The sequence below is a fragment of the Seinonella peptonophila genome (assembly GCF_900129355.1).
GTDB lineage: Bacteria > Bacillota > Bacilli > Thermoactinomycetales > Thermoactinomycetaceae > Seinonella > Seinonella peptonophila.
In genome coordinates this window covers 88,747-103,710 of the sequence record NZ_FQVL01000010.1, presented here as the reverse complement: position 1 = coordinate 103,710, position 14,964 = coordinate 88,747, and the positions used below count along the sequence as shown (strand labels likewise).

13 protein-coding genes are annotated in these 14,964 nt (G+C 36.5%); 7 read left to right on the top strand and 6 right to left on the bottom strand.

The window, feature by feature from the left end:
* Positions 1–356: 356 nt before the first annotated feature.
* From BUB71_RS14530 to BUB71_RS14510, 5 genes are all read left to right on the top strand, one after another.
* Positions 357–1,073 (top strand): response regulator transcription factor, encoded by a 717-nt coding sequence (locus BUB71_RS14530; protein ID WP_073156156.1) that lies wholly within the window; start codon positions 357–359, stop codon positions 1,071–1,073.
* Positions 1,054–2,058, top strand: coding sequence for a sensor histidine kinase (locus tag BUB71_RS14525; protein ID WP_073156153.1), 1,005 nt, complete (start codon positions 1,054–1,056; stop codon positions 2,056–2,058). Before BUB71_RS14530 ends, BUB71_RS14525 begins: the two co-directional genes overlap by 20 nt.
* A gap of 96 nt (positions 2,059–2,154) precedes the next feature.
* Positions 2,155–2,904: an ABC transporter ATP-binding protein gene (locus BUB71_RS14520; RefSeq protein WP_073156148.1), complete on the top strand. Its 750-nt coding sequence runs from the start codon at positions 2,155–2,157 to the stop codon at positions 2,902–2,904.
* A complete protein-coding gene (locus tag BUB71_RS14515) occupies positions 2,901–4,715 on the top strand; it encodes an FtsX-like permease family protein (protein WP_073156145.1) in 1,815 nt (604 codons plus the stop codon). Before BUB71_RS14520 ends, BUB71_RS14515 begins: the two co-directional genes overlap by 4 nt.
* 480 nt (positions 4,716–5,195) lie before the next feature.
* Entirely contained in the window at positions 5,196–5,618 is a 423-nt protein-coding gene (locus tag BUB71_RS14510) for a hypothetical protein (protein WP_073156141.1), read from the top strand.
* A 643-nt stretch (positions 5,619–6,261) separates the two neighbouring features.
* Here BUB71_RS14510 and BUB71_RS19685 read toward each other — a convergent pair.
* The 6 genes from BUB71_RS19685 to BUB71_RS14485 all read right to left on the bottom strand — a co-directional run bounded on the left by BUB71_RS19685 (position 6,262) and on the right by BUB71_RS14485 (position 12,950).
* Positions 6,262–6,399: a hypothetical protein gene (locus tag BUB71_RS19685; RefSeq protein ID WP_175552385.1), complete on the bottom strand. Its 138-nt coding sequence runs from the start codon at positions 6,397–6,399 to the stop codon at positions 6,262–6,264.
* Positions 6,400–6,563: 164 nt separating this feature from the next.
* Positions 6,564–7,007 carry a PTS sugar transporter subunit IIA gene (locus BUB71_RS14505; protein WP_073156138.1) on the bottom strand — a complete coding sequence of 148 codons (444 nt, stop codon included), beginning with the start codon at positions 7,005–7,007 and terminating at the stop codon, positions 6,564–6,566.
* A gap of 23 nt (positions 7,008–7,030) precedes the next feature.
* The gene (locus tag BUB71_RS14500) at positions 7,031–8,077 is read right to left on the bottom strand and encodes a PTS fructose transporter subunit IIC (protein ID WP_073156134.1); all 1,047 of its coding nucleotides are present in this window, start codon (positions 8,075–8,077) and stop codon (positions 7,031–7,033) included.
* Between the two features lie 19 nt (positions 8,078–8,096).
* Complete coding sequence (locus BUB71_RS14495; protein ID WP_073156131.1) at positions 8,097–8,420, bottom strand: PTS fructose transporter subunit IIB; 324 nt, start codon at positions 8,418–8,420, stop codon at positions 8,097–8,099.
* 13 nt (positions 8,421–8,433) lie between these two features.
* The gene (locus BUB71_RS14490; protein ID WP_073156128.1) at positions 8,434–11,100 is read right to left on the bottom strand and encodes a glycoside hydrolase family 38 N-terminal domain-containing protein; all 2,667 of its coding nucleotides are present in this window, start codon (positions 11,098–11,100) and stop codon (positions 8,434–8,436) included.
* A gap of 116 nt (positions 11,101–11,216) precedes the next feature.
* Entirely contained in the window at positions 11,217–12,950 is a 1,734-nt protein-coding gene (locus BUB71_RS14485; RefSeq protein ID WP_073156124.1) for a class I mannose-6-phosphate isomerase, read from the bottom strand.
* 207 nt (positions 12,951–13,157) lie between these two features.
* Here BUB71_RS14485 and BUB71_RS14480 point away from each other — a divergent pair, with 207 nt between their 5' ends.
* Positions 13,158–13,868 carry a GntR family transcriptional regulator gene (locus BUB71_RS14480; RefSeq protein ID WP_245815646.1) on the top strand — a complete coding sequence of 237 codons (711 nt, stop codon included), beginning with the start codon at positions 13,158–13,160 and terminating at the stop codon, positions 13,866–13,868.
* A 76-nt stretch (positions 13,869–13,944) separates the two neighbouring features.
* A complete protein-coding gene (manA, locus tag BUB71_RS14475) occupies positions 13,945–14,904 on the top strand; it encodes a mannose-6-phosphate isomerase, class I (RefSeq protein WP_175552384.1) in 960 nt (319 codons plus the stop codon).
* Positions 14,905–14,964: the final 60 nt, after the last annotated feature.

Here is a 14,964-nt window from a genome sequence, read left to right as displayed (position 1 = left end):
GAAAGTCGTGCTACACTCATGATGATCCGCCCTTTGTGGATGATGGTTGTGTGAGAGCTTTCATCTAACCACATTTTGGCGGATTTTTCTATTTTATTTTCGATTAATGCAACAACCTCTATATAATATAAAAACGAACTAATAAATCCATTCTATAGACACTTTTTATCATTGGAAGTACACTAAAATTGCAATTAATTACTATATTTGGATAAAAGCCTATTCCCTTGACTATCAGTTGACCATAGGTGGCTGTCTTGTATTCATAAAATTAATTTTCATAATCGATGAATATTCGATTTCTTTTTCATATCGCTTTTTTTACAAAAATAATACTACTCAAAGAAGGGATTTATATGTCAACTCTATTAATCATTGAAGACGATCAACATCTAGCACAACATCTGCAAATATATTTACACCGTTATGGCTATACCACCTATCTTCCAGAAGATTTTAAAGATGTAATCTGCACTTTTCAAGAAGTACAACCGGATTTGGTTTTACTTGATGTCAATCTCCCATATTATGATGGTTTTTACTGGTGTCGTCAGATTCGTTTTCGGTCAAATTGCCCTATTTTATTTATCTCTGCACGTGAAGGGACGATGGATCAGGTGATGGCACTTGAGAACGGTGCGGATGACTATATTACAAAACCATTTGACTATGATGTGGTCATTGCAAAGATTCGCAGTTTACTGCGTAGAGTATATGGTTCCTATGCAATGCCTAACCAGGAGCGTACCATCGAGTGCCAAGGTCTGATTCTCTTAATTGAACAACTCGAATTACAATGGAGAACAGCCAAAATCGGATTGAACCGCAAAGAGGCACTCTTACTTGAAGCACTGATGAACAGTCCCAAAAGAGTGGTCAGCCGAAATTATTTGTTAGAACGGCTATGGAAAGATCAAGAATTTGTTGATGAAAACACATTAAATGTTTACATCACACGAGTCCGGAAAAAATTAGGCTCCATCGGACTAACAAATACGATTGAAACAGTTCGAGGCGTGGGCTACCGATTGAAACCAAATTGGAGTGATTTCGATGAAACTTCTCCAACGTGAACAATTGCCACTCATTTTTATCTATCTATTGCAAACAGCAACTTTATTAACGCTTCTTTGGGATCAACAAAACTTGTGGCGATTAGCCTACGCTGGCATGATCAGTCTTTTTTTTCTTTTACTCTATTTACTGATTCGCTATTTTTTTCATCGAAAAATGTATGCTCAACTCACACATTTGCCTAAGTCCTTGGATGAATCGATTCAGATGCTCGATCATTCGCCATTATCTCATGCCGTGCATCAGTTGGTACATAAACAATACCAGTTATATCAAGATCAACTTCTCCAAACGCAAAAAAAAGTCGACGACCATCTTGCTTTTATCAATCAATGGGTTCATCAAATGAAAACTCCTATTTCTATCATCAATCTCGTCTTACAGGAAAATCCTGATCCACTTCTTGACGAGATTCGACATGAAATCGATCAAATTGCTGATGGTCTTGAACTCATTTTATATATTTCACGGTTAAACGATTTTGAAAAAGATTTTCAAGTAAAAAAGCTACATTTACAAACAATGATACAGCGCTGTGTGTATGAAAATCGAAGAATGTTTATCAAACATAAGATTCGCCCTAAAGTACAAGTTCCCGAAGACTGCTTCATTTACTCGGATGAAAAATGGCTAAACTTCATCTGTAAACAACTGATTTCAAATGCTATTCGATATTCAAGTGGCAAAGGGCAATTTGTCGAATTTGTTGCACAAGAAGTGGGAAGCAACATTCAGCTATTCATTAAAGATGAGGGGATCGGCATTCCCAAACAGGACATTCCCCGTGTATTTAACCGTTACTTTACTGGAGAAAATGGGCGCAAGCAACGAGAATCAACAGGAATGGGTCTATTTTTGGTTAAGGAAATTTGCAAAAAATTAGGCCATTCCATTTCACTCACTTCTGAACCAGGAAAAGGAACGAATATCTGTTTGCAGTTTGCTAGCTCTATTCATCCTTACAAAAAAGTAAGGTTACTGTAAGTCAACTTACTTGATTAGCAGAATGCGAACATCAAAATCGATTGTACGCTGATTTGTTTTCCATTACAGTGATAGAAAAAGAAGGAGGAAATCAACATGACTCTCATACAAGTAGAACAGTTATGCAAAGTGTATGGAAAACAGTCATCGAATCGAGTCTTAAATGGGATCAATTTTTCTGTCCAACTAGGGGAGATGGTAGGTATCATGGGCCCGTCTGGAAGCGGGAAAACGACCCTACTCAATCAGCTCTCTACAATCGATAAACCAACATCAGGGAAAATCTGGTTTTCAGAAATGGAGCTGACTCAACTGTCACATAAAAAACGAACAGATTTTCGACGAAGACAGCTTGGCTTTATCTTTCAAGATTTTCAGTTACTCGATACGCTTACTGTTAGTCAAAATATCATCTTTCCACTGGTGCTACAAAAGGTTTCAGCTACAGAACAGAACCAACGCTTAGCTACAGTCACCGAGAAACTGCAATTGGAAAGCTTGCTTGATAAAAAGATTTATGAACTCTCAGGAGGACAAGCGCAACGAGTTGCCATTGCTAGAGCACTCATCCATCAACCCACTCTTGTCTTAGCAGACGAACCAACTGGTAACCTCGATGCACAAAGTTCACAACAGGTGATGAAACTACTACAAGAGCTAAAGCAGACGGAGCAGACAACCTTATTACTCGTTACACATGATCCAGTTGTAGCTAGTTACTGCGATCGCGTGATCTTTCTAAAAGATGGGATTTTCCATAACGAACTATATGCTAATGAACTGCAACAAGCGTTCTTCCAAAACATCCTTAACTATCTCTCTCTACTCGGGGGGAATATCGAATGAATCTGCTGACGCTTGCCATAGCAAACCTTCGTTATCAAACCCGTTCCTATCTGATGTACTTTCTAAGCAGTGTCAGCTTTATATCGATTTTTTTCCTATTTGATATGTATGTTGAGCATCCTCAAAATCCTTTTCATCAAATGGTAGTAGGCGACTATGGTCCTCTCTTTTTATTCTCTTTCACTTCATATATCGTGATAATATTTGCGATTCTCTTTCTCTTCTCTTCCATGAGTCTGTTTCTGCAATTTCGCAAACAAGAGTTTAGTCTCTATCATGTATTTGGTGCGACGAGAGGGCAAATCAATTGGATGATTATCTCAGAAAATATCATCCTAGGATTACTATCAATCCTAGTAGGCATTGGGATCGGCATTCTCTTTTCCAAGCTATTCCTCATCATTACCAGTCTATTAGCAGATCTGCCCATTCCAGCTTTTTATTTCCCAACAAATACAATCCTCAGAACAAGTCTCATTTTTAGTGGAGGGTTTCTGATCAATTGCCTTCTGACGCTAATCTTTGTCCGATACAATCGTACACTTACTCTGTTGAGTCGATTCTCTCAACCAATTTCATCCAATAAATGGATGACGATCTTTGGACTGATTGTAAGTATCTTTCTTATTTGGCTATCAATGCATGATTATTCAACTATGACTATATTGCTCCCCGGATATATCATCAATGGACTGATGATCATCATGAGTCTTTTCCTTTTATTACACTATTGCGGGAATGGTTTTTTACTACTTATCACAAAATTTAAGAAGAACCCAACATTTTTTTTGCTGCGAAATCAAAATCAACTTCAATTGAGTAAACGGGCGACTCTTGCAATCAGTATTCTAATCATTTCTTTAATCAGTATTAGCTTTTCTATGTCTTATCAGCTTTCATTACCATCGACATCTCAACTATTCACATACCGGACTGATAACATCATCTCAGACAAACCTGCTCATGTTAATAAAGTAGGAAAAATCATTGAGAAACAACTGAGCAAACACAACATACAGTACAAAAAAATCGACTTTTCCTTTCTTTCGTTAGGTTACCAAGTAATCCGATATTCAGACTATCAGAAGTTAAGTCAAACTATAGGACTTCAACCAACTTCTCCTTTAGCTGAAAATGAAGCGATACTGATCACAAAGGAACTAAATAAAAAGGGGCAAATGATCCGCTTGCCGCAGAGTAACACTAAATATCGAATTCACCAAGTGATCCATCGAAAGATTTATGATAATATCGTTGTTGTTTCTAATGATCAGTTTGATAAACTGCTCCATTTCAAGAAAACAAACAAAATCGATCGCTCAATCGGTTATTATGTGGCTAACTGGATGAATCAACCACCTGGATATTTAGAATTAAAAGTGGCGAAAGAGATTGAACAAGAGACGAAAACAGATTGGGATGTCATCAATCGTGGAAGGGAGGCAGGTATTTCCTTAACTATTGTTCCGTATCTTGTGGTGATCATGTTGCTCCTCTTCGCTACTAACAGCTTTTTATACTTTCATCTGTATGCCCGTTTAATGAACGAATTGGACCAATGGCGCAAAATGTATGCGTTAGGATTATCGATGAGCGAAGTACAACAAATCATTTCCAGTCAACTGTTCTATTGGACGTTTATACCCAATATCTTAGGTACACTTCTTCTCTGCTCACTGTTCAGCAGTCTTCTTTCAATCCAAATGATAATTTTTTCAATCTGTTTCATCGGATTGATTCAACTGATTTGCTATCTAATGGGAAAAAGGCTATTTACTCATACATTGCGTTCCTATTTATCATTTGAATAAAACTACCACAAACCTTTCAGCCTCTATAAACACTCATTTGATAAACATTGGTCAAGAGCATTTCTGAAATCCTTTTAGAAGTGCCTTGTTCCTTTTCAAATTAAGGTTTAATTAAACCTGTCACATAAAAATCAGATTTTCCAGCATATGAGTAATGTCTTATTTTTTGAGATTTCAATTGTGAGTAGTCCGACTATACCGGTTAGACTTCAAATCTTAGCCTGACTTGCTTGGCCTATCGATCAAAATTTCAGCTTTCCGACAAAGGCTGTTAATCAGACAGGTTGATAAACATTTTTATCCAATCTTACAAACTTGTAAGACTGGAGTAAGGAAGCTAAACAAAATCACAGGTAATTAATAGATAAATCGATTGTAGAATCACAAGATTTCCTATAGTGTAGACAAAAAGGAGGGCAGAAATGGAAATCTTACAGTTGGAACAGCTTTATACAATATAAGTGAAAGGATCTGATTGTTTTGATTAAAAAGAATTTTTCATTTATTTTTTTGGCAGCATTACTAATTATTTCGATACCAAGTTTTGCATTTGCCGATGAGGAACAACTACAAAAAACAAGTTCTTCAGATGCTCTCTGTTATGAACTTTATGAAAAGCCCAATTTTAAAGGTTTGACGCACAGTGTTTGTGATGATCAGTTCTATGACTTAGCGGAGGTAAATTATCGGGGAACAAAAGTAAGCCTAAATAACAACATCTCGTCCCTAAAAGTAATTTGTTCTAAGGATACTGATCTATCTTCACTGCTTACACTTTTTGACCTCCCTAATCACAAGGGTAATTATTTCGAAGTCAAATGTGGAGACAAGATACCCAAGTTAAGAGACTTCAATTTTAATAATTATACCTCCTCTATTCGTGTCGAAACATTTGCGAAATAATAGAGAATTACATCAGTATATCTTTAACGTTTGTGTCAATGAATTTCGTTTTTTTCTCAACCTCTTCATCCAATCTCCATCATCTGAGATTGGATGAAAAAATAGATTGTCTGCGTCTGTTTTACTGGTTCAATTTATCCCATTTGGATTTCACAATATGAGCAAGTCTCTTAACAAATATCGACCAAATATCCTTTGGAAGTGGGTATTTGGTCGCCATAACCTTTTCTATTGCTATTTGCTCCACCAGAAAATTTCAAAATATCACTCCAATATGAGCACTTAGTAATTAATCCTATATATTCATTGAAACTTTTGACGATTTCCCCGACTCACCCTCTGGGCTAATATAGATAAAAGATACATTCGAGCGACTATTTCCAAGTCAAGTGGCCCCTCAATCCTTTGGGTTTTTAAGTCATTATCGCTTTGTTCAAATTTCCACTCATAGTCAAATTTCGAAAAATCAACTACATAATTTTCTAGTTCTATCTCAAGTGAAAACGAATGTCTTGTATACCTTCCATAAATAAATTTCGTTTTAAATCGCCATCAGGAACTTCATCATCATTCGGATTTGTCAAATGTTTCTCTTTTACTTCAAACAAGCGTAAATCAAACAGTACATCGTCTTTATTACTGTTTAAGTATATGAGCTTGTCAGAATCCGTAAGATCGTATCCGCTAACGGTATAAATGCCTTTAAAAGTAGTGGTATTTCGATTGTCAGGTCACCACCAGTCAACAGAATATTCTTTTGTAGTAAGTTAAATTTCTTCAAATTAAATCACACCTTTTGAGAATTTAGATAAAGACAACCCTTAAATTAAGCTGTATCACAAAAAAAGTGACCCGAACTTCAGGTCACGAAATAGATTACATGTTATGACGAAATAAAGACCAACAATTAGTGAATACCATAACATTCATATTATAATCTTTCACTTATACATTTGAAGCAGTTAAAAGTCTATAATACTCTTCCTTGGTTTTCGCAGCATTTAACTCTTTCCGAAAATCTTCATTCATCATTTTTCTTGCCAGCATAGCAAGGATATTTAAATGTTCATCCTTTGCCTCTTCATAGGGAACAGCAATGGCAAAGATATATTTGACTTTCTCTGATTTTGTCCAACCTATCTCATTTTCTAAATGAATAAAAACCAGTGATGCTGTTTTAACCCCTTTTGATTTAGCATGAGGTATAGCAAATGAATACCCTGGCGCTGTTGCTCCTGCTCCTTCTCTTTCATAAAGGTCATTTAAAAACAATTGTCTATCTAATAATCGGTTATCAGCTTCCAAAAGTTTGCAAACGGTTTCAAAAATCTCGCTTTTCGTGTTCAATGTTGTGTTTATCTTGATGAGATGTTGATTTATCAGGTCCATTGGTTTCCTCCTCTCCTCATACATTAAGTTTGTTCAACTGGCTCTTCTTTTTTAGTCAAAAACCCGATCATCAATGTAGAAACCAGTGTGCCAATGATAAACGACAAAATGTACAATGGGATGTTACTCGTTAACGGAATCGTGAAGATACCCCCTATTGGAGCAGACATCTTAACACCAAAAGCGGAAACTAATGCGCCAGCAACTGCTGCGCCTGTAATAATAGAAGGTAGAATCTGTTTCGGTTTTGCAATAACGAACGGGATCGCCCCTTCAGCGATGTAACTAGCCCCCATAACATAGGCAGCTTTCCCCGCCCCTTTTAAATTGTCATTAAATTTTTTAGGAAATAATGTGGTAGCCAGTGCACAACTCATACTGATTGTCATACCACTACAAGCTGCAGCAGCCATAACGATCGAGGAAGTGGCAGATCCATCAGCTCCTGTAAGTGAAGCTACAGAAAAGAGGTATGCCGTTTTATTTACGGGTCCCCCCATGTCAAAGGCAAGCATTCCACCAATAACTGCTCCTAATAGAATAGAACTTGTCCCACTTAAATCTTTTAAAGCACCTGTCAAGAATTGATTTAAAGGTTCCACGACAGCATTTACAGCAATCATCACACCTGCAGTCAGGAGCAAACCAATGACAGGAAAGATGATAAGTGTTTTAGTCGCTTCAAAGGTTCTGGGTATATTTGAGGTCAATTTTTTTAATAAATATATAATATAACCTGCTACAAATCCTCCCAAAATCGCCCCGATAAAACCAGATCCACCACTTTGTGCAACCATGCCAGCAACGATCCCCGGAAGTATTCCGGGGCGATCAGCTATGGAAAAAGCAACGAAACCAGCCAATATTGGTAACATTAAGGAAAAAGCAATTTTACCAGTTTCGAGTAACCATGCTGCCAAAGGAATGGTTGAACCATAGGTTTTAGTACCAACATTGCCAGCATCAATTAAAAAGGCTAAAGACATCAACATACCGCCAGCGATAACAAAAGGTAAAAAATAGGAGACACCTGTCATAATGTGTTTATATATTTGCGAGCCCTTTGACATATTAACCTCTCCCATACAATTATGATTGGTAAATCTCTATATCCCCACTTTTAACTTGGTTCATAATGATGTCAGCTTTTCTGATTGCTTCCCCAACAGATACTTCGATTAGCGGTTTGCCATGAAATCTTTTCATTTCCACACTGGTATCTGCCGCAATAATGACTGCTACAGCTTCTTCGATATCCTTTTCAGTCAAGCGATTTTCTACTCCAGAAGCGCCATTTGTCTCCATTTTGATTTCGTACCCTAGTTTTTTGGCTGCTTGTTCTATACTTTCTGCAGCCATGTACGTATGTGCAATTCCAGCTGGACAAGCTGTTACACCAACAATTTTTTGCATGATGATTCTCCTCCTATGACTTTATAATTTTAATATTTCTCAGCTCCCCAGGTTTTAGAACCCCCAGTTCACTAGAAGTTTCTTCGACTTCACTTTCAAGCAAATTTGTGTTGTAAATGTTTTCATAATCAATATCCAAATTCAGATTTCCAGCCGCCACTGCTTGATTTTCATTATTGTAAATCCGTACTACGTAACCAGAGTTGTCAGCCGATTTGACGACCGTTCCAAAAGAAGCATCGCTCTCATCTAATGAAAAAAAGTGGTATGTGTCTGGAACTGGGAATCTTAAAGGATTTGTTGGGAAATATGCCAATGGAAATACCGCTTTTTCAAACTGCTGATTTTGATAATAGATCACATCCGTCGCATATTTGATGTAATCATTCATTACTACATTAGCATCGAACTCCGAATAGAAAGATACTCCAATTTCAAATTTGATTTCACCCAGCAATTGGCTTTCTGGTGTATCGAATACCATATAATCAAGTCCGCTCGGACGACCCGGTCGCCGATTTAAGTCAGGAAGACCAAGATGACCCACCGACCGAAAAATTGTCAAAGCAACATCTTTCTTTCCTTCTCCTATGAACTCGTATTCTTTCACACTACGCGTAAATGCACTTAACACATACTCATTACCAACAGCAGAAACATGATTCAACAAGGGATTGGTGGGACTAGGTTCTTCAAACCAATTTTCCTGTTTCCAAACTTTTAATTCTTCTGGTTCAGTCGCCCGTTTGATATAACCGTACTGAGTTCCAGCATAAGAATAAGTATTGGAAAAGTCTGTAGAATAAACAATTCTTACCCGATGATTTTTAGCTGCATTTTTGAATGAACCACTCAGTTCAATAACATCGCTATCTTCTTTTAACCTGATGTTTAATGTATATTTCAACAGACTGTTTAATTTTTTCTTCCTTCTACTTTCCAAATCAGATGGAACATCAAACTGTCCTTCAATCGTCATTTCACATATCCCGTCTGCATTGTAAGCAGAACAACTTCCTGTTTCAAAAAAGTGATGGATCACCATGTCATCTTCTGGGTCAGGATAAGAGTAATCGTAGTTATCTCCTTCATCGCCAGATTCATCAATATAAATCGCTTTGTCGAAAGTTTTGCCTAGTTTTTTATCTGTAATTTGAATTCCAGTCTCATTTAATACAATTTTATATCTTGTATTTTCAATGATATTTTGAGCAGGTTTCACTTTTTGTTTGGAAGCGATTTCATAGTCATGAACGTAAATCGTTTGATACGAAATCCCTTTAAAGTTTTTTAGTTGGACAATCACTGTTGTCTTGTAGAAATACTCCTCATCTAGCAACAAACTTGGATCTTTTCGTAACACACCGCCATAAATTTTTTGACAGTCTACCACTGTATAGTCCAATTCTTTTTCGTTTAGAACTAATTTAAAGTCTTCGTTTTTAGTGAAAATGTTTAACTTTATATTCACATCACGGACATATGGTAGCGTATTGTATACAACCAAAGGCATAATGCGAGAATCTTTGGTTGGAATAGAGATAGAAACAACTTTCATTAAATAGACTTTGGTCGCGGTTGCAATGTTCACTGCATTGTTACTTTCAACTTTAATATATTCATTTGTCTCATCAGTTAATGTTGCGGACGAATGTGTTTGACACCTCACCAAGGTTTCCCATGCTTTATCAATAATACTCTTATCATATTCGATCCCTAAACTATCAAGCATGGACATCAGTGGTTGCACTTCAAAAGTCAAAATGCGTTCTGCTTTATCTTGCAGAGATTTAATGTCTGAGCGTGCTGAAAAAATCGATTTGTGTACTCTGTGATATTGTGTTGAAAACAACTCTGATTGATGAGTTTTAATGTTTACTCCCTTTTCTCTAACTTTCTTCATGTACTCTTCCCACGTGGTTAAACGAAATTCAATTTCCTCTGATACAGAATTGTACTTTTCTATTTGCTCTTCAATATTTAAAATCGCAGGATTTTGATCAAATCCTAATGGGAAAACAAATTCTTTAGGAACGGTAGATTTTTCTATCAAACGGTCAATCAAAGACTTTACATCAATTTTGTTATAATCAACCGCTTCCTCTGAAAACAAAGTTCCTGCTTTAAACGCATAGGTCCCATAACCGTACCCAGAGAGCATCGTACAGACTAAGAGGCTACTTCCATCATTTGAAGTCATGTAAAATTCGCTACCTAAGTCATACTCATCACCCACTCCTCTAGTAATGACAAAGTCATATATCCCCATTTGATTAAAGATTTTAGGGAAATCATAAGAGTGACCAAACGAATCCGGCAAATAGGCGATTTTTGATACTCCGCCAAGTTTGTTTGCGCTTGATATGCCCAAGCGTAAATTGTTGACAACAGATTCACCACTTGAGATAAAACAATCAAGTTGTGAATGAAACGGACCAATAAATAATTTCTTCTCTTCAATCAGCTTCTTTACTCGTTCTCGATCTTCTGGATGCGTCTCCAAGTATTCGTCGATAGCAGCGGTTTGTCCATCTAGAAAAAAGTCCTTAACCAATCCTTCATCAAATGCTGATAAAAGTTCTTTCATATTGTAAGAGAACTGCACGAAAGCATCCTGTGCTGTAAAATACCAAATGGGATCCCAATGTGTATGGTGAATACTATTGGCGATTTTTTTCATAACGTACGATCGTCCTCCTTTACCCGTAGCGATTGACTATTATTATATCATTATGATCATATAACATTCAATCATAGAACGGAAGTATCCAAAAATTGCAATGTCTAGATTTCTAATTACCGTATAAACGCCTTGATTGTAGCTACTGTTTTTCCTTCACTCGGTCCGTGGGGAGCAATTATATATTTTTTTACCAGCTCTGGTACGATAAACGTTTCCCCATAGTGAACAATAAAAGGGTCAAATGACTCATCTATACTTTTGACGATAATCTCTTCACCTTCAACCAAATTTAATACATTGACACTACCATTTGTTTCATGGATTACCTCTTTTGAAAACCAATGGCGTCTTGTTTCAATAGGTTCTGTTAAGTGTAGGCCTGTTCTCTCTTCACGCAAGCCATCTTCCTCATTGACCAATTCGATGGGATTACAAATTTCTCTTTCCACCCAAGTTTCATCTCGATCCATGCGAATATTATTTGCTCCATGGTCTAAATGAATGGGACGAGGCAATCCATCTAGATCTACTCTCCCCCAATCCCAAAGCTTGAATGTAAATCGGTTTGGTGTTGAACTAATTTCTAAAACGACACTATTTTTGCCACTGCAATGGATTGTTCCAGCTGGAATGGAAAAATGATCATGTTTCTTAGCATTTCTCCTATAAATGTACTTTTCGTCTGGGAACATCGTCCCTTCTTCTTGAGACTGCTTCAACTCATGAATCAACTCTTCTTTACTCACCCCATTCTTTACTCCTAAATAAACAACTGCGTCGTCTGCAGCTTCCATAATATAGTAACTTTCATCCTGCGTGTAATGCAGACCAAACTTTTGTTGTGCATACTCTACTTGCGGATGTACTTGCAAGCTAAGATTCTCACCATTCATCGTATCCAAATAATCAAATCGAATAGGAAAATCAGTACCAAATCTGCCATAAACTCTTTCCCCAAGCAAAGCACTTGGTTGTTGATAAACGACATCCATTGCCGGTACTTCTAATCGCGTTCCGTCAAATACAAGATACAGGCTATTTTCCTCAGGTACACCATCAAAACACCAAGCCAAATTGATTTTGTCTTTTCCTACATGAAACCGATTCTGCATCCAATTACCTCCCCAAACACCTGGAACAAAGAAAGGAACTAATCGAAAAGGAGCTTGGACTATTTGACTTAGTGCTTTTTGATAGTTTTGACCTGAAACCATCTTTGGATTGTTTATTTGGTTCCCATCTAGTAAATAATCAATCTGATCAAACAGACTTTTCTTCAGCCGATCTGCGACCTGCCATTCAAAAAAGTAAGCACGTTTCACTTTTCTTAGTGTATCTTCTTCTGCATTGTCTGCTTTCCAATTGCTTACATTTTTTTGTTCCAATCTACTTAAAATCCCTGATCGAGACAGACTTACATAGATCAAAACATCTGCTTTCGAAATGAATGAAGCACCCACACCATAGATAACAATTTGCTTTCCCTCATGGTCAGCTAAATATTTTTTTATTTGTTCAAGCCGATTTCGATCGATAAAGTCTGTAAAATGATGATGACTCATGATGCCAAATACCCTGTCATCGGTTAGATTGTGATGAATCATATCAGTAATCTCAGAACTTGAGAAAAAAATTTCATTCGAATGTATGACAATATCGGGGTTTAATTTGTCTACGAGGTTTGATCGCAAAGCATTTTCATCGGTTCCTGGATAACATTCAATCGTAATCACTCTAGCTGCATTTTTATCAATATCGGATTGTATTTTATTTGCAATCTCATCATATCCTACGTAGGCTTTTGTCTCTCCTTTGATATAAATTTCCGGATACAAATCATATGCCACGTAACATCCTCCTTATCATTATATTATTATTACTATATAACAATATTGTACCAGCAAGGAGCGAACACTTCCAATATTTTTTTATACAGCTTAAAAATACCCCTATATAATAACGTTTTTGATGCGAACTCAATTGTATAAAACGAGTAGAGAATGTGCTATAATGTTATAACAATAGCTACCAAAGTTAATGGGAGGTTATATACATTGAGTAACATTCCTCTCTATGTTCAAATCGCTGAACACCTAAGAGACAATATAAAAATTGGAAAATGGAAAGAAGGAGAGCGAATACCAACAGAAAAAGATCTTTGTGATATATATAATGTCAGTAGAATCACAATCAGAAAAGCAATTGATGAATTAGTGAAGGAAAAGCTTCTTTATCGGGAACGTCCTAAAGGGACTTTCGTCACACCATTTGAAGATACTGCGGACAATTACACGCTCGTCAAAGGTTTCACAGAAGAAATGAAAGAAATTGGGAAACAAGCGCGTACACTCAATGTTGAGTTAGAAGTAACCCGGGCAAATAAAAAGCTTGCCATGTACCTCAACATCGAAGTAGGGGATAAAGTACTTATCATTCGTAGAATTCGAGGCGATGATGATAAAACTTTTGCTTATTTTGTCACCCACATTAAATTTGAAGAACATTTTTCTCTAAATCCAAAACTTTACTATGGCTCCTTTTATGCTTATTTAAATCAACTTGGCATCAGTGTAAATCAAGAAAGAGAAGTTGTCGAAGCGATATTGCCAAATCATGAGATTAAAACAGCCTTGAAAATAAAAGAAAATACCCCTGTTCTAAAAAGAACTCGATACACCTCCTGTAAGAGTGAAAACTTTTATGAATACACAGAGTGTTATTATGTTGGGAATTTATATAAATACTATTTAGATTTTTCCCTCTAACAGCTTATCAATCGATCTTCCGTACAATTCTTGTAAATGAAATGACAGCTAAAAAATATCCATGGTGGTGGAGAAATTGAGTTACCCTTTGTTTTTACAACCTGTAATGAAAAAACGCATCTGGGGAGGAACGAGATTAAGAGATCAATTTTTATATGATATCCCATCAGATCAAACGGGTGAATGTTGGGGAATTTCTGCTCATCCACACGGAAAGAGCACTGTGAAAAATGGAATCTATGGTGGATTAGATTTAAATGTACTCTGGGAAAATCAACGGCATCTCTTTGGTCATACCAAGGGAGAGGTATTTCCACTTTTAACAAAAATTTTAGATGCTGATCAGGATTTATCCATTCAGGTTCATCCGGATGATACTTACGCTCAAAAAGTTGAGGCTGAAAGATCTGGTAAAACGGAATGTTGGTATATTATAGATTGCGAGAAAGATGCAGAAATTGTATACGGACATACAGCCCAATCAAAAGAAGAATTTCAACAGAAATATCTCAGTAAAGATCGAGATACATTGTTTCGGCGATTAAAAATAAAACCAGGAGACTTTTTTTATGTACCAAGTGGTACACTTCATGCATTGTGCAAAGGGACTTTAGTATTAGAAACACAGCAAAATTCCGATCTTACGTATCGTGTCTATGATTATGAACGTGTAGATGAACACGGGAATATTAGAGAATTACATATAAACAAAGCATTAGAGGTGATCAATTTTCCTCACCAAGACATTTTTATCCAACCTATAACTCATGTTCATCAATCAACGGAAATTATTACATATATTGAAAACCAATTTTTCACAGTACAAAGATGGAAGACTGAAGGAAATACATCATTTATACAAGATAAGAACTTTCAAATCATCAGTGTTCTCAATGGAGAAGGCGAGTTTTTTGTAAAAGGAGAAAGATATCCTTTTTTCAAAGGCGATCATATTATATTACCTTTTGGACTTGGTGAGTATCAGACAAGTGGAAATACAGAGTGGATTGTTTCTTTCATTTCTAAGGATCAATAAGAGCTGCAAAACCTCTCATCTTCTTCCTAATGATATAAAATATGAAAACAGTAAAGACTC